Genomic DNA, 19,942 nt, shown 5'->3' with positions numbered 1-19,942 from the left:
AGTATTTATAACACTCTTTTACTGCACGACAATCACAAAATCTGCCGTATGTACCTTACCGTTAGATTGAAATTGTACCCAACCACGATAAACACCCGCTTTTTCAAAAGTGGTGTGTAGGTCAAATTTTCCATTCACCACTTCTGGATGAACGTGTAGGTATTGCTTTTCTTCTATGCCAATTACGACCATGTGGGCTTTTGCTCCTAAGTAATTTTCAAGAGTGCCAGCATCAACTGCCTTTCCATTTTGAGTTAAAACGCCTTCGATATGTGCCAATTTACCCACTTCAAATTTACCACCTTCTGGCACGAGTGTAAGTGTATAACCGTCCACGGTTGAAGCCAATCTTGGGGCTGAATACGTTACAGGCGTATAAGCACTTCCGCCCACATTTAAGTTAATTTTCTCCAATTGATTGTTACCACCCGATGGGAAATAATCGGCAAAAAGCATATAATCTCCCCCTTTTTCAAAAACCGTTTCATTATGTCCTGCCCCATTGGTGTAGGCTTTTCCTTTCGCCAAAACCGAAATATCATAACTTCCCGATGCGTTATATTCAGGGTGAATATGATTGAAATAGGAAAGGTCTTTTGAAACCACAATCAGGTGTAATTTCTTCTCGTGGTGGACATCTAACGGTACGGATTCGGTTTCTTTTCCTACGATTTTAGGCGTAAATGATAACATGGCGGCTTTTCCAGCTTCCACGGTGGTAGGATTTGCCTTAAATTCCATTTTGTAGGTGTTGCCATTTCCTTTCCCTGCATTATCGTTATGCTCCAATTTCATTCCGCATTTGGGACATTTATCGCCCTCTTTGCCCGTAACTTCGGGGTGCATCGGACAAGCATACGTGTGTTCGCCACCACTGTGTTCATCGTGGTTTTCCATTCCTTCCATGTTTGCCATCGTAGAATCTTTTGAACCTTCTGATTTTGTGGCATTACCGCATGAACCTAAAAACAGAATACTGCTAATCATTAGCGATGCGAAACCTAAAAACTTTACTCCTTTTTTCATGATATTTTGTTTGTTAATTATTTGATTTTTTTACTTGTGATTATGACCTGAATGTTCATCTTTTTTTTCGGTTGCTGCCACTAATTTCATTCCGCATTTTGGGCAATCACCTGGCTTATCGCTGGCTGAACCTTCGCATTTCATCGGACAAATGTAAGCGACTGCGGCAACCTCTTTTTTAGCTTCGGCTTTCTTTGGAACTAACGCCATGCCACAGGTTGGGCATTTATCGCCTTTTTTACCCGTCATGTTGGGGTGCATCGAACAGGCATAAACCGCCGATGTTACTTCTTTTTTAATTTTGGCTTTTCCCTTTGCTTTTTGGGCAAAAACATTACTCGTTGAGACCGCTACGATTAAGCAAAATGTAGCAAGGATTTGGATTGATTTCATTTTTTGAATTGTTTAAATTATAAATTATTATTGATTTTGATAAATCATTTTCAGTTGGTAAGTTCCGTTAATTACCACTCTTTCGCCTTCTTCAATGCCTTTTTTGATGATGGTGTATTCTCCATTATCATTGCCCGTTGAAACGTAAGCCACACTAAAACCTTCGGGCGAATCTTTTAGAAATACTACGGGTTTACCGTTAATTTCACTAATGGCAGAGCTCGGAATGGTGATTCCTCGAACGGGTTGCCCCGCAAAAACTCGAATATTGACAAACTCGCCAATTTTGAAATCTCCCGTAGGATTATCCAATTCAAACAAAACTCGCTGTGATTGATTGGTTGGGTTTACCGTTAAAGCTGGGGCAATCAATCTGAGTTGTGCCGTTTTATGAGAATCGTTACTACATTCTGCCGTAAACTTTTTAGCTCCGTTTACCAAGGTTACATCTTTGTCATACACCTGAACTTCGATGTAAACTTTCGCTAAATTTATAACCGTAAAAATAGTATCGCCAATATTGACCGTTGAACCCAACGAGAAGTTAAAATTGCCAATTGTTCCACTGATGGGTGATTTTAAGGCAATTAGTTTTGAGCTTCCATTGCCTTCTGAACCAACATTTTTGAATACTTTTAAATTTTGTTGGGCTTTTTGGTAACGGGCTTCGGCTTCGGAAACATCTTTTTTAGCGGCAATATCTTCGATTCCTTTCAGACGGTCATATTCCCGTTTGGCGGCTTGTAATTCCGCTTCTAAATTGTTACGTTCCGCTTGGAAACTCACTTGGGTAGAAGCATCAATATTTTGTTCAATGACCGCCAAGGTTTGCCCTTTGCTTACTCTTTGCCCTACTCTGGCATTTAGTGATACAATTTTACCCGTTTGTGGGGTTTGTACTAATGCTTGTCCATTTTGAGAAGGCATTACCGTTCCAAAGAGTTTTTGGCTTTCGGTAAATTCTCCGTTACCGATTTTTTGGGTCAATACTTCAAACAAAAATTGGGTTTCTTTGGGTACTTCAAAAGCGTTTGATAATGCCCCTCCTGTGCTACTACCTGCCCCTTCATCTCCGTGAGCGAGTGCCTTTTGCCAGTTGGCAGTTGGCAATAAACAAATGACAATGATAGATGCAATGACGGCTTTTTTATTCCTAATTTTACTCAATAAAAACATCAATAACATTCCAATAAGTAAACCCGCACCGACTAAAAAATACGGTTTTTCGTACCAATGTGCCGAAGAAATACCCTCCGTTTCTGCACTTGGTTTCGGTAATTCTTTTCCAATTTCAATATCTTGAAGTGAAAACAAATCCGCCCCTGATTCCGCATCGATACTAACCGATAATGAATATTTCTTTTTGGCTGGAAACACTCCCGAAATCTCGTAAACGCCTTTTCCATTAGGTTTTATCTCAAATTTTATGTTAGCATCTTCGGGGCTTGAAATTTTTAAGGTCGCCTTTTCAATCGGACGATTCGTGTTAAAGTCGTTGATATACAAGCGTAATTTGCCCGCTTCACCCGCTTCCAAAGGTTCAAATTTCAATATCAATTCGTATTTTTCGGAAACCGCTTGGCTCGAAAAATACGCTTTCACGCCTCCCGATGGAGCTTTTGCCGCTCCGTGGTCTTCGCCTCCGTGAGCATTCACTTTTTGCAAGTTGCCTAATACCAAAAAGAGAAGAAGTAGGTTTGTTAAAATGGATTTTTTCATTGGTTTCCTAATAAATAATTGATGTTTAATATCGTCTGATTATGATTGCGTAAAGCATCAATGTAGCGTTGTTTAATGGTATAAGCATCGCTGAGCGTTCTCAGAAAACTCAGATAATCGTTATGTCCTGTCTTAAAAAGTCGGGTAGCGGTTGAAATAACTTCTTCGGATTGTTTCAATCCTTTGGTTTCGTAATAGTCAAGGGCTTGTTTATACTTTTGGAAATCGCCCTGTGCTTGTTGCAAATCAATTGAAAGAATTTGCTTTTGGGCGTTGGTACGTTCTTGGGCAAGTTCAAATCCCGTTTGGGCTGCCTTAATACGACTTTTATACTGACCTTGCCAAAGTGGTACACTCAATCCAATTCTAAATCTTAAATAGGCGGGTGTATCTCTCAGTCCTTGATTAAAATAACCCACGATTAATCCTGGCATTGCCTTGGCTTTTTCCAATTCAATCAAGTTTTTATTGATTGCTTCGGTTTGTTTGAAAACGGCAATGGATGGATTTTCGGGAAATGTATTTTCCTCAAAATTAATGGGGGATAATATCGTATTTCGCTGAATGTTAGTCGAAGTAATATTGTCCGTTATTCCCAAAAGCTGTTGAAGTTGCTTAACGTTGGTCAGTACATCGGCTCGTGATTGGTCTAATTTATTACGAATTTCCCCAGACTGGCTTTCGGCAAAGGTTTTTGCTAAATAATCAATCTGACCTGCCTCAAACTGACGTGATGAACTTTGTGTGATTTGGGCGTACAAACTATCTTCAAACTGATATAATTTTACCAAAGATTCGCTGTATTGTAAAATTAAATATAGGCTTTTAACCCTAAATTTTATATCATTTTCGGTAATTACTTTTTCCTTTTCGGATAAAATAATCTGTTGCTTTTGGAGAAGACTTTGCTTTTTATAAACTGTTGGATAATCAAGGGTTTGTGTTACACCAATTGTGTAAAACTCCCCCGTTGGACTTTCCAAAATAACATCAGGATTTTTAAAATTCTTGGCACTTTTCAATAATTCGTTATTCTGACGAATCACTAAACCCGAAGCTCTCAGGGCAGCACTATTTTTAAGAGCGGCTTCAATGGCTTCCTGTTCGCTCAATGGTTTTTGAGCAAAACCATTGAGCGTTGACATACTGAATAAAAAAATGAGTATTTTTTGCATTTGATTTAATCTTGAAACAGTATTAGACTTGTTGTCTGTTGTATAAATTAGTGTTTGTGTTCACTGTGTCCATCTTCAACAAGGTCAAAAGTAGCATTGGCAGTTTTGCCGTTAAAACTTACCGTAATGATTGCTTTATGAAATTTTTTATTTTTATCTATCATTGCCATAAAACCATCTTTCTTGTTTGAAGGGAGTGCTAACGTTACTACTTGTCCATCTTCGGTTTGCAAGGTTGCATTAGCTGTGGCATTTCCAATAGCCAATGATTTTTCGTTTCCGTCTAAAAGATACACCATTAACATTCCACTACTTGTCTTTATTTCCAGATGATAGTCACCTGCCGATTTTACAATTCCACCATGTGGCGAAGAATGTTTGTGATTCTCCTTTTGAGCAAATATTGATAACGAACTTATCAATACTAATGCGAATAACATTGTGATTTTTTTCATTACTTTGATTGTTTAATTGATTTGAAATATTAAAATTATTTATAATAGCAAAATTTACTTAATCACAATCCCATTGGGTTTTTTACCTACCGAAATGGTTTTTGTTACTTTGTGTGTCATTACGTCCACCACCGAAACACTGGCGGCTTCTTGATTGGTTACATAAGCCGTCGTCATATCTTTAAAAGCGACTGCATGAGTTCCCGCCGCCGTGGCAAAAGCCCCCGAATGAATCATTTTTCCAGAAGCATCTTTTGTCCACCAATGCACTTTCCCAGCCATTGGGTCTGTTACCCACATTTCTTTCATATCTCCTTGATAAGCCACATAACCTGGCATGAAACCTAACGCCACGGTTTCAACTACTTTCAAGGTTTTTACGTCAATAATTGAAACGGTTTGTCCATCTTCATTATCCACGTACATACGATTATCCGAACCAATCCATGCACCAACTGGATTCATCCCAACTGGAATTGTAGCTAAAATTGCCTTGGTGGTTGGATTGATGGCAGTAACTGAATTATCCATTCCATTAGCCACAAAAGCAACCGTTCCATCATTAGAAAATGTTACTTCGGCTGGCTCTTTTCCTACCATAATCGTATTTTTCAAAGCAAAGGTAGTAGCATCATACACCAATACTTTACCAACTTCATCCATTTGAGAAGTCCATATTTCTTTCCCGTCCGTCGAAATAAATAGCGTTGTGATTCATAATAGGCGTTTCAACAATCTTTACGTTCACACCCGTTGTCGCATCTAATACCGCAATTTTTCCTGTCATACCCGCCATACCGCCCGTATGCCCAGCACTTAAATCCATACCTGGGGCGGCAATCGCTACCTGCGTTTTTGAGGCATTCAAATAGATATGATGGGGAAAAGCAAGCGATTTTCCCATATTCATTCCTTGCATCTGAGTACCTGTACCATCCGTTAATTGCACCAAATCCGCCACTTCATTAGTATTCAGATTAATCACAGAAACGGTACTACTTTCTCCATTGACCACGTAAGCGGCTGGATAATTGATATTTAATTGTGGTTGGTCTGAATTCATATTCATACAACCGCCCAAAGTGATAGCAAAAATGGGAATAATTAACTTTTTCATGTACTTGTTTTGTTTGAAGTTTAACTAATTATGTTGTTCACGCTTTTTTGATTCTTTAAATTGACTCGGGGTTAAACCCGTTATTTTTTTGAACTGCATCGAAAGATGTTGTACACTTTTATACTGCAAAGCATCCGCTATTTGACTCAAAGAATGTTCGTCATAAATCAATAATTCTTTGACTTTCTTAATCTTTTGATGAATCAAATAATGCTCAATCGTATTTCCTTCGACTTCCGAAAATAGTGTAGTTAGGTATTTATATTCCTTTCCTACTTTTTCAGCAATGTATAACGATGGATTAATTTTCCGTAAAACATCGGGTTGTTGTTGGACTAATTCAATGATAGTTGTTTTGATTTTCTCAATTATTTGACCTCGTTTATCATCTAATATTGCAAATCCAACTCGTTCCAAACCATTGCGAAGCGTATTTTCTTGGGCTTCGGTCAGTTCTTCCGAAATCTCAACTTCGGTCAAATCTATCCTAATGGGTACAATATTGATTTGTTTAAAGAGGTCTGCCACTACCATTTTACACCTTTCGCAAACCATGTTTTTGATATATAAAATCATGCTTGTTTCTGTAAAATACATTTGATTATCGAATGCAAATGGCTGAAAATAGAAAATTGATTTTCAGATTAAAACTGGCATTACGATAAATAAAGACATAAAAAAATACAGTTTGTCATAAAATTGAATTGCCTTCATGCAAAAGCATAGAGACAACTTACAATTTTAATAAACTGTATCAGATCAGAAACGATTGGATAAAAATGAGAAGGCTACGCCCTGAAAGTGGGGGTGCGGGACTATGGAAATGAGGAACTTGGAAAGATACGGCTGCGGACACCCAAGTTGAAAAAGACAATACCTTTGGAGTAATGGCAATCCAATTGGGAGTTTGAAATTCTTGTGCAATTTCATGCCCTTGTGAAGCATTAGGATTTATTTTGAGAAGAGTCGTTTGTTCATTGCAACATTTCGCTCTCTTCAAAAACGAATTTCCAGACTTTCTTTCGTGCTTAATTTTGTTGAAACAACACTTAGGAGGAGAAGAAAAAATGAAAGTTTGTTTGCCTTTTAGCTTACAATAATGTTCAATCATGGAAAAGCCCGTACTCATGAAAAGTACCTGCATTGCCATGAGCAAACAAAATATGCGAGTCAAACGTGATTTCATTTTCAATTACTAAAACGCAAAGATACTAATAACCTTGTATTCAAGGTGTTATATTTTGAGGTGTTTGTTTTATATAATTTTCGGGTTTGAGAAAATTTACATATTTTGAGATTCGTATAAAATATTTATGTGTTTATCAAAACGTTGCTATGAAAATAGTTTAATAGCTTCCATTCAGATTTTTTATTTTTACAACTTTTATATCTTATTTTATTCATTCATAAAAGTTATATAATTATTATTATGTTAAGTAAAGAGTTGATAAAGTTCCGCCTCCTTAAACGTGGTTTGAATCCATCAAATTTTTTTTCTGGTAAAATCTGCCAGACTGTGGTAGAAAGATATTCTTAATCAAGTTAAAACTAATTGGTATGCTATACATTAGAGCAATTATAGCTTTTAAAGGTTTGTTACATTGAGGCAACAAACCTTTAAATCTGTTAATTTCAGAAAGATAGTTTTCGTTCCAGAAGAATTTCCAATATCTCATATTCAATTTCGTAGACTTCTCCTTCAAAATGATAGGTATCAGTTTCTTCGTCAAACGAAAATAATTCCAATTCTTCATCGCTTAAACATACATCGTCCAGTATTTCATTTTGGTAACTTGCTCTACCGTATATATTGTTGCCCATTTCCTCATAGTCATGAGTAAAGTTCAAAAGATACCGTTCTGCTATCGTTCTTAATATTTCGGAATTGGGTGCCCATCTTGTCTCATACTGAAATATGCCTTCGTCTCCCTCGTTCCAATAGATATTGAAAAAATAACCTCCGTTAGTATTGTCTGTAAAGTCGGGTAGTTGCCCTTTTTCGGTTTTCTCTTCGTTTTCCTTCATTGCTTCGAAAAGCTGTTGTATCTGTTTGATTGCTTCGGTACTTCCCTCGAAGACAACCATATTACTGCACCAATTTGCCATATTTTATATTATTGAATTTGATGTGATTTATTTAGATTTATTCGGCAATGAGAGGTGGTGCTGTTTCGTTTCTCTTTATTGCCATTTTCAATACTGTATATTTTCATGTCTGACATTTTTTTTATTCGTGTAAAGAGCCGGAGTATGCTTTGTTTCGTTTCATGAGCATAAAAGGTTAGTGTTTAGCAGGAACAAGGTTTTACCAAATAAATACGACCCGCATGGGTGGAGATTTTTTGGGCAAACACAAGGCTTGACCTTGTTTCTGGGTTAAGAACACGTTCATACCTTTGCTCTTGAAATGGGACAAAACAGCATCTGGCTCTTGAATAAAAGCCTATGTGGAAGCCAATGGAAAAAGCGTTTAGGAAAGGGGGAACTTGTGATGACAGAACCTGCATTTTCATGTAGCAGGATTTCTAAATAGGTGATTCTGATGACTTAATTCAATATGGCTTAGTAGCTACGTAAACGACACAAAAAATGCTGATGGAAAGAGGAAATATTTTCAAGTGCGGTTTGTTAGGAGCTTCATCGGCTTCTGTACGATCGTGACACTCTTTAACATTTTGAGTCGTAGGAAGCAACCTAGGGTCAGTTTGAGATTGACAATAATTCCATTAATTTCATATTGCAAAAGGAGATAGTTAAAATATTAGGTCTATCTTAGCGACCATTTTTCAAACAGACATGAAGAGCATGAAAGAAGTATTGGAAGAGAGATTAAACCCAAAAGATTTATTAAAAAATGATAAGTACAAATCAACGAGCAGAATTACAAGCTAAAATATGGAAAATAGCCAACGAGGTACGTGGCTCAGTGGATGGGTGGGATTTTAAACAGTTTGTATTAGGAACGCTATTCTATCGATTTATCAGTGAAAATTTTACTAATTATATTGAAGGCGGTGATGACAGTATCAAATATGCCGACTTATCTGATGAAATTATAATGCCCGATATAAAAGATGATGCCATCAAAACAAAAGGGTATTTTATTTATCCCAGTCAACTTTTTGTAAATATCGCTAAAACTGCCAATACCAATACTAATCTTAATACCGACTTAAAAGATATTTTTGATGCCATCGAAAGTTCAGCAAACGGTTATCCTTCTGAAGAAGATATAAAAGGATTATTTGCTGATTTTGATACGACAAGTACACGGCTTGGCAATACCGTTGAACATAAAAACAGCCGTTTGGCAGCGGTTATCAAAGGAGTTGCTGAACTGAATTTTGGAAATTTTGAAGATAGCCAAATAGACCTTTTTGGCGATGCTTATGAATTTCTAATTTCTAATTATGCCGCTAATGCAGGGAAATCGGGGGGTGAGTTTTTTACGCCACAAAGTGTATCAAAGCTGATTGCACAATTAGCCATGCACAAGCAGACCACCGTCAATAAAATATACGATCCTGCGGCGGGTTCGGGCTCTTTATTGTTGCAAGCCAAAAAACACTTTGATAACCATCTTATTGAAGAAGGCTTCTTTGGGCAGGAAATAAACCATACGACCTATAACTTGGCTCGTATGAATATGTTTTTGCACAATGTCAACTACGACAAGTTTAATATTGCCCTCGGTAATACGCTCACAGACCCACACTTTGGTGATGATAAACCTTTTGATGCCATTGTTTCTAATCCGCCTTACTCTATACCATGGATTGGTGACGGTGACCCTACGTTGATTAATGACGACCGTTTTGCTCCTGCTGGGGTGCTTGCTCCTAAATCTAAAGCCGATTTTGCTTTTGTATTGCATGCACTTAGTTATCTTTCTGGTAAAGGTAGGGCGGCTTTGGTTTGCTTTCCGGGTATCTTTTACCGTGGTGGGGCTGAACAGAAGATTAGAAAGTATTTGGTTGACAATAACTTTGTAGAAACTGTTATCTCTTTAGCTCCCAACCTTTTCTTTGGTACTTCTATCGCTGTTACTATTCTGGTACTTTCAAAGCGTAAGCCTGATACTAAAACGCAGTTTATTGATGTAAGTGGTGAAGATTTCTTCAAAAAAGCCACCAACAACAATGTGCTTAATGATGACCACATTGAAAAGATTATGGCAATGTTTGATAGTAAAGAAGATGTTGAACACGTAGCAAAATCTATTGACAATGCCATCATTGCAGCAAACGATTATAACCTTTCGGTAAGCTCTTATATAGAAACAAAAGATACCCGTGAGAAAGTAGATATTGTACAATTAAACGCAGAGATTGCCACAACCGTAGAGAAAATAAATGCACTACGTAGCAGTATCGATGCCATTATAAACGAAATTGAAGGTTAAACGATGAGCCAAGAAATAAGCCTAAATAAGGAAGAATACGAAAGTATTTTGAAACAAGCGGTTGAGCAAATTCGTACAACCAGAATAATAGTAGCCAAACAATTAAACAGTGCCGCACAATCTATTTATTGGAATCTTGGTAAGTTGATTGCTGAAAAACAACTAGCCGAAGGTTACGGTAGTGCTGTGGTCAATCAACTTTCGGTTGACCTCAAAAAAGAATTTCCCGATATGGGCTTATCGCCCCGCAATTTGTGGAATATGAAACTATTTTATGAGCGTTACTATCAAGCAGACCAAAAACTGCTACAAGCTGTAGCAGTTTTGCCATGGGGGCATAATTTGTTGTTAATCAATAAGGTTCAGTCGCTCGAAGCTGTACTTTTTTATGCCAACGAAGCAATAAGCAAAGGCTGGAGCAGAGACTGGTTGCTCAATGCCATCAAAATGGATAGTTTCAGCCATCATCAAACACAAATTAAATCACACAATTTTAATGAAACACTTTCCGCCATTGATGCAGATTATGCCAACGAAGTGTTTAAAGACCGTTATAATCTTGGCTTTTTGGGCATTACCGAGAAAGTAAAAGAAACGGAGTTGGAAAAACGATTGGTAGAAAAAATCAAAAACTTTGTCTTAGAATTAGGCAAAGGCTTTACGTTTATCGGCAACCAATACCGCTTAGAATTCAATAACAAAGAGTATTTTGTGGATATGCTTTTTTTTCATCGTGGTTTGCGAAGTTTGGTAGCTGTTGAATTAAAAATAGGCAGTTTTAAAGCCGAATATGTAGGCAAAATGAATTTATACCTGTCGTTACTTGATAAATTGGAGAAGGGCGAAACCGAAAATAATTCTATCGGAATTATTCTTTGTGCCGATAAAGACCATTTAGATGTAGAAATTGCCCTCCAAGACATCAATAAACCTATTGGCGTGGCAGAATATCAGCTTTTATTACCAAAAGACCAATTGCAAGACTTGTTGGTAAATGAAATAAAAGCCTATAACAACTAATTATTACGATAATAAAAGCATGAGCTATTTAGATAAATTATTAGAAGGAGTTGAGGTGGAGTGGAAAACTTTGGGGGAGGTAACAAATGTACTTCGTGGACGAAGATTGACTAGAGAGCAACTATCAAGTGATAAGAAGTTTCCTGTTTTTCATGGAGGTTTGGAGCCTTTGGGTTATTACGAACAAAAAAATAGACCCGCAAATTCCGTAATGATAATAAATGTTGGAGCTTCAGCAGGTACTGTGGGATATAGTGATGTTGACTTTTGGTCTTCTGATGGTTGTTATAGTATTGAACATTCAGAAAAGTTAAACAATAAATTTCTTTATTACTTTCTAATCGGGGAGCAACATTTCTTACAATCCAGAGTTAGAAAAGCTGGTATTCCTACATTAGATGCACCAGTTATTGAAAAAATTCCTATTCCCATTCCATGCCCAGAAAATCCGAAAAAATCACTTGAAATTCAACAAAAAATTGTTCGTATTCTTGATACTTTTTCCGAGCTTACAGCAGAGCTTACAGCAGAGCTTACAGCACGTAAAAAGCAGTATGAGTATTATCGAGAGCAATTGCTAAGCTTTGAAGAGGGAGAAGTGGAGTGGAAAACTTTGGGGGAGGTAGCCTTCATTGGCACAGGTAGTCATGATACTCAAGATGCTATTCCTGATGGAGATTATATCTTTTATGCAAGAGGTATTACGCCTTTGAGGTTGGACACATATGATTTTGATGAAACGTCCATTATTACGGCAGGAGATGGCGTGGGAGTTGGTAAGGTTTTTCATTGGGCTGTTGGTAAATATGCACTACACCAAAGAGCCTATAGGATTGTACCGAATGTAAAAGAAATTAGTCCAAGGTATGTTTATCATTATATCGTAGCTAATTTCTATTCTTACATAGAGAAAACTTCTGTTAGCTCCTCTGTTACATCCATGAGAAAACCTATGTTTCTTAAATTTCCTATCCCCGTTCCACTACTAGAAGAACAAACTCGTATCGTTTCCATTCTTGACAAATTCGATACCCTCACTACTTCAATCAGTGAAGGATTGCCAAAAGAGATAGCCTTACGGAAGCAGCAGTATGAGTATTATCGAGATTTATTATTAACTTTTCCAAAAGAGTAATTTAAAAGTATAATATGGGTCAGTCATTAACCGAAATAGCAAAGGAACTAAAGAATTCTACAAAAAAAGTGCAGTTAATCTACGCATTTAACGGCACAGGAAAAACACGCTTATCACGTGAATTTAAAGAATTGTTAGCTCCCAAAGAGACTGATACAGAAGAACAAAAAGAATCAAGTATTAAAATAATGTACTACAATGCGTTTACAGAAGACTTGTTCTACTGGGATAATGATTTGGATACTGACCTAATTAGAAAACTTACCATACGTCCCAATGGTTTTACTAATTTAGCTCTCGGTTTTCTTAAAGACCAAGGTCTTGATAGTAACATCGTCTCTAACTTTCAACATTATACTAATCAATTCTTAACACCAAGATTCAGCTCAGATTTTTCTGAGGTAACCTTTTCAATAGAACGAGGTGATGACCAAAGTGTTAATAATGTAAAAATATCTAAAGGAGAAGAAAGTAATTTTATTTGGTGTGTATTTTACAGCCTACTTGAACAAATTGTTGAGATTTTAAACGTTCCAGAACCAGACGAACGAGCCACCAATCAGTTTGACAATTTAAAATATGTGTTTATTGATGACCCCGTGAGTTCACTAGATGATACACATCTAATTGAATTGGCTGTAAATATTGCGGAGTTAATTAAGTCAAGCACTTCGGAATTAAAATTCATTATTACAACACACAATCCTTTATTTTATAATGTGCTATTCAATGAATTTAACAATGCTGATTCTCGTTTTGGTTACAAACCCAAACACTGTGAAAAGAAACGATTAGAAAAATTGAGTGATGGTACTTTTTCACTTGATGTCCAGCCCAAAGACTCACCTTTTTCTTATCATCTTTTTCTTTTATCTGAACTTGAAAAGGCAATAGCTTCTGGGAATATTCAAAAGTATCACTATAATTTTCTTCGTAACATTTTAGAAAAAACGTCCACCTTTCTTGGATACAATAAATGGGAAGACCTTTTGCCACAAGAGTCACGTGAAGCATATTATAGACGAATAATCAATCTCTCAAGTCATTCTAAACATAATGGAGAAGAAATTTCAATTATTGATGATAATGACAAGAGAGTGTTAAGTTTCTTAGTGAGTGAAGTAAAAAGCGTTTACCACTTTAATACAATTGTTAATAATAGCGAAACAGAATAAAATGTCACAGTATAATACCATCGCAGAATCAAATAACTTCATAGTCCTTGATAGATATACTAAACTTTCAGAAGTTTTTGAATTATCTGTTAGCTATCAAACAGAAGCAGCTTTAGAGAAAGAGCTAATCCAAGATTTACAGAATCAAGGTTATGAATATCGCTCCGACCTTAGCACGATGGAAGCCATGTTTGCCAATGTAAGAGTTCAATTACAGGCACTCAACAACATGAGTTTTTTGGATAGTGAATGGAAACGATTTATAGAGGAATATTTAGACAAGCCAAGTGATAACCTTGTTGAAAAAACAAGGAAGATACATGATAATTATATTTACGATTTTGTATTTGATGATGGACATATCCAAAATATCTACTTAGTTGATAAAAAGAATATTGCCCGTAATAAAGTACAGGTAATATCACAATTTGAACAAAAAGGCACACAAGCCAACCGTTATGATGTAACCATATTAGTCAATGGTTTGCCTTTAGTGCAAGTAGAACTAAAAAAGCGTGGAGTGGCTATCCGAGAAGCTTTTAATCAAGTACACCGTTATACTAAAGAGAGTTTTAATAGTAAAAACTCTCTCTTTAAATATGTACAGATTTTTGTTATCTCAAATGGTACAGACAGCCGTTATTTTGCCAACACTGTAGAGCGAAATAAAAACAGCTTTGACTTTACGATGAACTGGGCAAGGGCTGACAATACCTTGATAAAAGACCTAAAAGACTTTACGGCAACGTTTTTTCAGAAACAAACACTTTTAAATGTATTGCTCACCTATTCGGTTTTTGATACCAGCGATACGCTGCTAATTATGAGACCCTATCAGATTGCAGCCACAGAAAGAATATTATGGAAAATAGCTAGTTCGTATCAAGCTAAAAATTGGTCCAAAACCGAAAGTGGCGGTTTTATTTGGCATACTACAGGCTCAGGCAAAACCCTTACGAGTTTTAAAGTCGCACAGTTAGCCACGCAAATGAGTTTCATTGATAAAGTATTCTTTGTGGTAGATAGAAAGGATTTAGACTATCAAACCATGAATGAGTATAAGAAATTTTCGCCCGATAGTGTGAACGGTTCAGACAGTACAGCAGGCTTAAAGCGGAATATTGAAAAGGACGATAACAAAATCATTGTCACCACCATTCAGAAGCTGAATAACCTCATGAAAAGTGAGAGCGATTTAGACATCTATCAAAAGCAAGTAGTATTCATCTTTGATGAGTGCCATCGCTCACAATTTGGCGAAGCACAAAAGAACTTAAACAAGAAGTTTAAAAAGTTCTATCAATTTGGTTTTACAGGAACGCCCATTTTCGCAGGAATAAACGCTCTTGGAGCAGAGAGTACCCAAAGTGTATTTGGTAGAGAGTTACATTCTTATGTAATTACGGATGCCATTAGAGATGAAAAGGTACTAAAATTCAAAGTTGATTATAACAATGTTCGTCCACTGTTTAAGGGGATAGAATCAGAACAAGATGAGCAAAAACTAAGTGCAGCAGAAAACAGAACAGCTTTACTTCATCCTGCTCGTATCAAAGAAATTTCTCAATATATTTTACAGAATTTCAGGCTAAAAACCCATAGAAATCAAGGGAGTAACAAAGGTTTTAATGCCATGTTTGCAGTAAGTAGTGTTGATGCCGCCAAATGTTATTATGAGGAACTAAACCGTTTGCAAAAAGATGGCGATAAGCCACTAAAAATAGCAACAATCTTCTCCTTTGCAGCCAATGAAGAACAGAATGCCATAGGTACTATCGTGGATGAGACTTTTGAACCCTCAGCAATGGATAGCAGTGCCAAGGAATTTTTAACAAAAGCCATCAATGACTATAATGCCATGTTTAAAATGAATTATGGTATTGATAGTAAAGGGTTTCAAGATTATTATCGTGACCTTGCCAAACGTGTAAAGAGTAAAGAGGTTGACCTTATCATCGTTGTTGGTATGTTCCTTACAGGGTTTGATGCCCCTACACTTAATACGCTGTTTGTTGATAAGAATCTGCGTTATCATGGCTTAATGCAAGCTTTTTCACGTACCAACCGTATTTATGATGCCACAAAAACCTTTGGTAATATTGTTACTTTCAGAGATTTAGAAAAAGCAACTATTGATGCCATTACGCTGTTTGGAGATAGCAGCACCAAAAACGTAGTCCTTGAAAAGAGTTACAAAGAATATTTGGAAGGCTTTACGGACATTGCCACAGGAGAAGCACGCAGAGGTTATAGCGATATTGTAAAAGAATTAAATGAGAAGTTTCCAAATCCTGATGAAATAGTTACGGAGAAAGACAAAAAAGAGTTCTCAAAGCTATTTGGAGAGTACTTGCGTGTAGAAAACATATTACAGAATTATGATGAATTTACACATGTCAAAGCACTTAAAACAATAGATATACATGATGCCGAAGCTGTAGAGGCATTTAAAGCGACTCATTTTGTAACGGATGACGATATCTCTGGTATGCAAGCAATTGAATTGTTAGCAGAAAGAACTGTTCAAGATTATCGTTCTACTTATAATGATATTCGTGACTGGCTAAGACAGCAAAAAAGCGGGGCAGCAACCGAAGAATCAAAAATTGATTGGGATGATGTAGTGTTTGAAATAGACCTGCTTAAATCACAAGAGATCAACTTAGACTATATTCTTGAGTTAATTTTTGAAAACAATAAAAAAAATAAAGATAAAGTTGAGTTAATAGAAGAAATTCGTAGGGTTATCCGTGCCAGCATAGCCAATAGAGCAAAAGAAAGTTTGGTTGTTGATTTTATTAATGAAACAGAGCTTGATGCTATTCAAGATAAAGCAAACATTATAGATGCTTTCTTCTCTTATGCTCAAGATAAACAGAAAATGGAGGCTTCTGAACTAATTACAGAAGAGAATTTGAATGTAGAAGCAGCAAAAAGATATATTACAACATCCTTAAAGCGTGAATATGCTTCGGAAAACGGAACAGAACTGAATGCTATTTTACCCAAGATGAGTCCATTAAATCCACAGTATTTGACCAAAAAACAGCGTATTTTTCAAAAGATTACCACCTTTATTGAGAAATTTAAGGGTGTAGGTGGCCAGCTTTAACGACAGGAAGCTATTTGTAAAAATAGTACTAACTGGTCAACATTTTCTTATACCATCTCGTTAGATAGTTATTTTTACTCCAACTAGTCTTAGGCTCTCTAAGACCAAAAACAAGGAAGAGCCTCACACTCGAAAGGGCTTATTGAATATATTAAAATGCTGCAAAGCAAAAGGAATATTTATCCCTGATACATTGTACGAGTGTGACGCTCTTTAACATTTTGAGTCGTAGGAAACAACCTACGACTAGTTTGATGTGTTATGCGCTTTTATTTACTTTTTTTCTAATATCCATTTGTCAAGAAACTCATTAACTTTCTCAATATAGTTTATAGCGTCTTGTTTTGTCTTTGTTTGTCCTGAATGCCCCGAATCATTCCTCCCAACCCTGATTTCCTCAAGTAATTCAATTTTTAAACTTTGGGGATTTTCAAATCTGTTCGACATTTCTGAGGGTAATTGGACTAATTCATTATTACTAAATGGACTTTGAGTTGTTGTTCCTGTTTTATATTTTTCAAGAGAGCCTTGAAATTTTCCAAGCATTAATTTTTTAACATCTGTAATTCCAATTGCAATAAAAATCTCCTTTAGCTCATTCTCTATAGTTCTCCCATATTGAATTATGACTGGTGAGAAATCGCTTAATTCATGAATTGTATTAAGTAAAAGTTGACCAGAAGACAAATATTTAGCACTAATTGAGGATATTTTGGAAACATCAAACCGAGTATTTATAACCGTTTGATACATCTGGATGTCCAATTTATTAATATAATCGTCAATTTTTTGTTCTAATTCAGTTATTTTATTTTCATACTCTTCTTTATTCTTTTTTAATTCATCAAAGTCATGTAAAAATCTATCTCTTTGAATATTTAACAAACTTAGTTTCAAATTAGTCTGTTCGTCAAAAAATCCTTTCCCAAAATACTTGTCATAATCAACACTACCGTCTTCACCTATCTGTACATGACTGATGTACTTATCTTTCACCCCTTCTCTGACATCATTGGGATGATTGAAGTAATACATCTTAATTTCACTTGGAGATATTATTTTTTGACCTACATATTCTTGAAATTTATAAATTAGATACTCACTATGTGTTTCTATAAGAAACTGAATATTGAACCTTGAGGCAGCATCAATAAATAATTCTGCCATTTTTGATTGTAAAGATGGATGAAGGTTCGCTTCAGGTTCTTCGATTAATAAAGTTGAAGGGCTAAAATATATTGTTCGTTCTTCATTAAATCTATCTTGATCATCCCAATCATATTCATGTATTAATTGATGCTTTTGGGCAATAATAGCTATTTTCATAATGATTGGAAGTAATTGGGATATTCCATACCCCAAATCAACCAAAGGCGTTTTTGTGTCGTCAAAATTGATCAAAAAAATCTTAGTTAACCCTATCGCTTCATCTCTATAAACTGAAAGTTCTTTTCCAATTTTGAAGCCTTTAAGTTTCTTTTCTCCATTTTCATCCAGTTCGTTAGTCTCTCCTTTCCCAATCCAAAAGTTTATAAATTCTTTGATTTGTTGGTGAGTTTCTAAATATATAGCTGAGAAATCTCTTACAATCTGGATGTCTTCACTATTCTGTTCGTCAATAAACCATTCTCTATTTCTACCTCTTGTAGTTGGTAAAAAGTAAACCTTTTTTAAACTATTAATTTTTTTCTGAATAGCATCTAAAAAATCTTTTTCTATTGCTTCCAAAAGACTTGTAAAAAGTTGGCTGTTAGGTGTTGTTTTTATTAATAAATTACTCAAATTCAATTTAATGCTAGTTTCTTTTTTTTCATCAGGACTCTCTTTTTTTAGTTCAGCTCTCACAATGTCTCTTTCCATTCCGTTAAACATGCCAGAAAAATTATTCCTTTTGAAGCAATCTAAAATGTTGAATTGGCTATTATCTCTTCCTTTAAGAAGTTCAGCAGTAACCTTTTGTTCTAATGCTAATAGTTTTGACTTTTCTTCTTCTTCTGTTAATTCCGAATAATCAGAGAATAAGCTTTTCCCTTTGATAAGTTTTTCAGTAAAGTCTTGGTAGTTATCTTTTTTGTATTTGGAAAAAGGAAAATCAAAAAATACACCCTTATACTTTTCAATCCTACTAAATAAATCAATAGTAAAATAGTCTTCAGTTTTTTTATTAGGTTCAATTTCTTCCTCTATTTCTATAAAAGGTGTTTCTATGATAAGTTGAATGATTTTTTTCAAATCAATACTTGTTTTCATTTCCCATTCAGCAGCATCATCTTGATACTCTTCCCTATACCTGATTATATTCGACCAATGTAGATATTTCCCATCCTTTACAATAGCAATGCTTTTAATATTATGTGAAACAACAGATTGTTCTTTATCTCCTTCCTGATGTTTAAATTGATTCAACTCATATCTAACCTCTAAAGTCGCACTTATCTCTCGACTACCCCCAAATTTTATTGGAAATGCAAAAACTAAATCTTCGTCCTCTTCAAAAATTGGAAGTTCAAGTTCTCTGGATTTGTTGTCATATTCTCTATGAAAATCCGAAAGTCTCGAATACATACTTTGGCTTTTGATATTTTTTGAGTTTTTAAATGTTGCCATTGAAACTCTATTAAAAATACGTTCAAGATTTCCAAGTTCATGTTTCATAGACTTAAAATCTAAGGTTTCTGAAACAATTCCGTCTTTAAAATTATGAACCAAGAATTGTATTGCTTTGAAAACAGAGCTTTTCCCAGCATTATTTGTACCTGTGATTAATGTAATTGGTGAAAACTCAAGATTTTCTTTGTTATTGAAAGTCCTGAAATTTTGTAAACCTAATCCCTTTAAGTTTGGCATTATTATTTTAAATTTAAATCCAATATTTGCTTGGTTTCTTGAGTTATGTCCAAATCGCAACTATGCGAAAGTTTTGCAATACTTTTTGTATTGTTGTACCAGTTTTTATACTTCCTAAAGTAGTTGTTTTCTCAGTCATTCTAAATAATTAACTTATTTTAAATTTAATTGGTCAAACAGACGAACAACTTTCAAAAGACTTACTTTAAAACATGGGGATTACTATAAATGAGAAACAAGCACTAAAAAAAAGCAGGCAAAACCTGCTCTTCCAAAATCTTCAAGTCGAACAATAACTCCATAAAATAAACCACTGAAGCCGCCCGATGCCCCAAGTTAAGTTCTTCCCTCATTCCTTCATGGTTT

16 protein-coding genes are annotated in these 19,942 nt (G+C 35.6%); 5 read left to right on the top strand and 11 right to left on the bottom strand.

Annotated features, from left to right (window positions below; all coding sequences use genetic code 11):
* Positions 1-18 precede the first annotated feature (18 nt).
* The 10 genes from J2Y60_RS18530 to J2Y60_RS18485 form a co-directional block, all read right to left on the bottom strand.
* Complete coding sequence (locus J2Y60_RS18530; protein WP_309922027.1) at positions 19-1,026, bottom strand: heavy metal-binding domain-containing protein; 1,008 nt, start codon at positions 1,024-1,026, stop codon at positions 19-21.
* 30 nt (positions 1,027-1,056) lie between these two features.
* A complete protein-coding gene (locus J2Y60_RS18525) occupies positions 1,057-1,419 on the bottom strand; it encodes a heavy metal-binding domain-containing protein (RefSeq protein WP_309922030.1) in 363 nt (120 codons plus the stop codon).
* Positions 1,420-1,446: 27 nt separating this feature from the next.
* Entirely contained in the window at positions 1,447-3,138 is a 1,692-nt protein-coding gene (locus J2Y60_RS18520; RefSeq protein WP_309922033.1) for an efflux RND transporter periplasmic adaptor subunit, read from the bottom strand.
* Positions 3,135-4,313, bottom strand: coding sequence for a TolC family protein (locus tag J2Y60_RS18515; protein ID WP_309922036.1), 1,179 nt, complete (start codon positions 4,311-4,313; stop codon positions 3,135-3,137). Before J2Y60_RS18515 ends, J2Y60_RS18520 begins: the two co-directional genes overlap by 4 nt.
* 47 nt (positions 4,314-4,360) lie before the next feature.
* A complete protein-coding gene (locus J2Y60_RS18510) occupies positions 4,361-4,768 on the bottom strand; it encodes a hypothetical protein (RefSeq protein ID WP_309922040.1) in 408 nt (135 codons plus the stop codon).
* Positions 4,769-4,822: 54 nt separating this feature from the next.
* On the bottom strand, positions 4,823-5,431 hold the full coding sequence (locus tag J2Y60_RS18505; RefSeq protein ID WP_309922042.1) for a hypothetical protein: 609 nt from the start codon (positions 5,429-5,431) through the stop codon (positions 4,823-4,825).
* A complete protein-coding gene (locus J2Y60_RS18500; RefSeq protein ID WP_309922045.1) occupies positions 5,424-5,885 on the bottom strand; it encodes a hypothetical protein in 462 nt (153 codons plus the stop codon). The genes J2Y60_RS18505 and J2Y60_RS18500 overlap by 8 nt, the downstream gene beginning before the upstream one ends.
* 24 nt (positions 5,886-5,909) lie before the next feature.
* On the bottom strand, positions 5,910-6,482 hold the full coding sequence (locus J2Y60_RS18495) for an AraC family transcriptional regulator (protein WP_309922047.1): 573 nt from the start codon (positions 6,480-6,482) through the stop codon (positions 5,910-5,912).
* Positions 6,483-6,639: 157 nt separating this feature from the next.
* Positions 6,640-7,071, bottom strand: a complete 432-nt coding sequence (locus J2Y60_RS18490; RefSeq protein WP_309922052.1) for an HYC_CC_PP family protein — start codon at positions 7,069-7,071, stop codon at positions 6,640-6,642.
* Between the two features lie 446 nt (positions 7,072-7,517).
* Positions 7,518-7,991 carry a hypothetical protein gene (locus J2Y60_RS18485; RefSeq protein WP_309922057.1) on the bottom strand — a complete coding sequence of 158 codons (474 nt, stop codon included), beginning with the start codon at positions 7,989-7,991 and terminating at the stop codon, positions 7,518-7,520.
* 748 nt (positions 7,992-8,739) lie between these two features.
* Here J2Y60_RS18485 and J2Y60_RS18480 point away from each other — a divergent pair.
* The 5 genes from J2Y60_RS18480 to J2Y60_RS18460 are packed head-to-tail and all read left to right on the top strand — an operon-like array spanning position 8,740 to position 16,729.
* Positions 8,740-10,287, top strand: a complete 1,548-nt coding sequence (locus J2Y60_RS18480) for a type I restriction-modification system subunit M (RefSeq protein WP_309922059.1) — start codon at positions 8,740-8,742, stop codon at positions 10,285-10,287.
* A 3-nt stretch (positions 10,288-10,290) separates the two neighbouring features.
* Positions 10,291-11,307, top strand: coding sequence for a PDDEXK nuclease domain-containing protein (locus J2Y60_RS18475; protein ID WP_309922062.1), 1,017 nt, complete (start codon positions 10,291-10,293; stop codon positions 11,305-11,307).
* 19 nt (positions 11,308-11,326) lie between these two features.
* On the top strand, positions 11,327-12,442 hold the full coding sequence (locus J2Y60_RS18470) for a restriction endonuclease subunit S (RefSeq protein ID WP_309922067.1): 1,116 nt from the start codon (positions 11,327-11,329) through the stop codon (positions 12,440-12,442).
* A gap of 14 nt (positions 12,443-12,456) precedes the next feature.
* Complete coding sequence (locus J2Y60_RS18465; protein WP_309922072.1) at positions 12,457-13,617, top strand: AAA family ATPase; 1,161 nt, start codon at positions 12,457-12,459, stop codon at positions 13,615-13,617.
* 1 nt (position 13,618) lies between these two features.
* The gene (locus tag J2Y60_RS18460) at positions 13,619-16,729 is read left to right on the top strand and encodes a type I restriction endonuclease subunit R (RefSeq protein ID WP_309922074.1); all 3,111 of its coding nucleotides are present in this window, start codon (positions 13,619-13,621) and stop codon (positions 16,727-16,729) included.
* A 273-nt stretch (positions 16,730-17,002) separates the two neighbouring features.
* On the opposite strand, the gene J2Y60_RS18455 is transcribed toward J2Y60_RS18460, so the two are convergent.
* Positions 17,003-19,576, bottom strand: coding sequence for a DUF3696 domain-containing protein (locus tag J2Y60_RS18455; protein WP_309922077.1), 2,574 nt, complete (start codon positions 19,574-19,576; stop codon positions 17,003-17,005).
* Positions 19,577-19,942 lie beyond the last annotated feature (366 nt).

Origin of the sequence: Arcicella sp. BE140 (assembly GCF_031456255.1) — a bacterium.
In the GTDB taxonomy this organism is placed as follows: Bacteria; Bacteroidota; Bacteroidia; order Cytophagales; family Spirosomataceae; genus Arcicella; species Arcicella aquatica.
The sequence above is the reverse complement of the archived record's forward strand: the minus strand, read 5'-3'. Positions and strand labels throughout refer to the sequence as shown.

Excerpts from the sequence above, each read along its gene's own strand:
- J2Y60_RS18530 (WP_309922027.1), bottom strand. The coding sequence starts at position 1,026 with ATGAAAAAAGGAGTAAAGTTTTTAGGTTTCGCATCGCTAATGATTAGC.
- J2Y60_RS18525 (WP_309922030.1), bottom strand. The coding sequence starts at position 1,419 with ATGAAATCAATCCAAATCCTTGCTACATTTTGCTTAATCGTAGCGGTC.
- J2Y60_RS18520 (WP_309922033.1), bottom strand. The coding sequence starts at position 3,138 with ATGAAAAAATCCATTTTAACAAACCTACTTCTTCTCTTTTTGGTATTA.
- J2Y60_RS18515 (WP_309922036.1), bottom strand. The coding sequence starts at position 4,313 with ATGCAAAAAATACTCATTTTTTTATTCAGTATGTCAACGCTCAATGGT.
- J2Y60_RS18510 (WP_309922040.1), bottom strand. The coding sequence starts at position 4,768 with ATGAAAAAAATCACAATGTTATTCGCATTAGTATTGATAAGTTCGTTA.
- J2Y60_RS18505 (WP_309922042.1), bottom strand. The coding sequence starts at position 5,431 with ATGGATGAAGTTGGTAAAGTATTGGTGTATGATGCTACTACCTTTGCT.
- J2Y60_RS18500 (WP_309922045.1), bottom strand. The coding sequence starts at position 5,885 with ATGAAAAAGTTAATTATTCCCATTTTTGCTATCACTTTGGGCGGTTGT.
- J2Y60_RS18495 (WP_309922047.1), bottom strand. The coding sequence starts at position 6,482 with ATGTATTTTACAGAAACAAGCATGATTTTATATATCAAAAACATGGTT.
- J2Y60_RS18490 (WP_309922052.1), bottom strand. The coding sequence starts at position 7,071 with ATGAAATCACGTTTGACTCGCATATTTTGTTTGCTCATGGCAATGCAG.
- J2Y60_RS18485 (WP_309922057.1), bottom strand. The coding sequence starts at position 7,991 with ATGGCAAATTGGTGCAGTAATATGGTTGTCTTCGAGGGAAGTACCGAA.
- J2Y60_RS18480 (WP_309922059.1), top strand. The coding sequence starts at position 8,740 with ATGATAAGTACAAATCAACGAGCAGAATTACAAGCTAAAATATGGAAA.
- J2Y60_RS18475 (WP_309922062.1), top strand. The coding sequence starts at position 10,291 with ATGAGCCAAGAAATAAGCCTAAATAAGGAAGAATACGAAAGTATTTTG.
- J2Y60_RS18470 (WP_309922067.1), top strand. The coding sequence starts at position 11,327 with ATGAGCTATTTAGATAAATTATTAGAAGGAGTTGAGGTGGAGTGGAAA.
- J2Y60_RS18465 (WP_309922072.1), top strand. The coding sequence starts at position 12,457 with ATGGGTCAGTCATTAACCGAAATAGCAAAGGAACTAAAGAATTCTACA.
- J2Y60_RS18460 (WP_309922074.1), top strand. The coding sequence starts at position 13,619 with ATGTCACAGTATAATACCATCGCAGAATCAAATAACTTCATAGTCCTT.
- J2Y60_RS18455 (WP_309922077.1), bottom strand. The coding sequence starts at position 19,576 with ATGCCAAACTTAAAGGGATTAGGTTTACAAAATTTCAGGACTTTCAAT.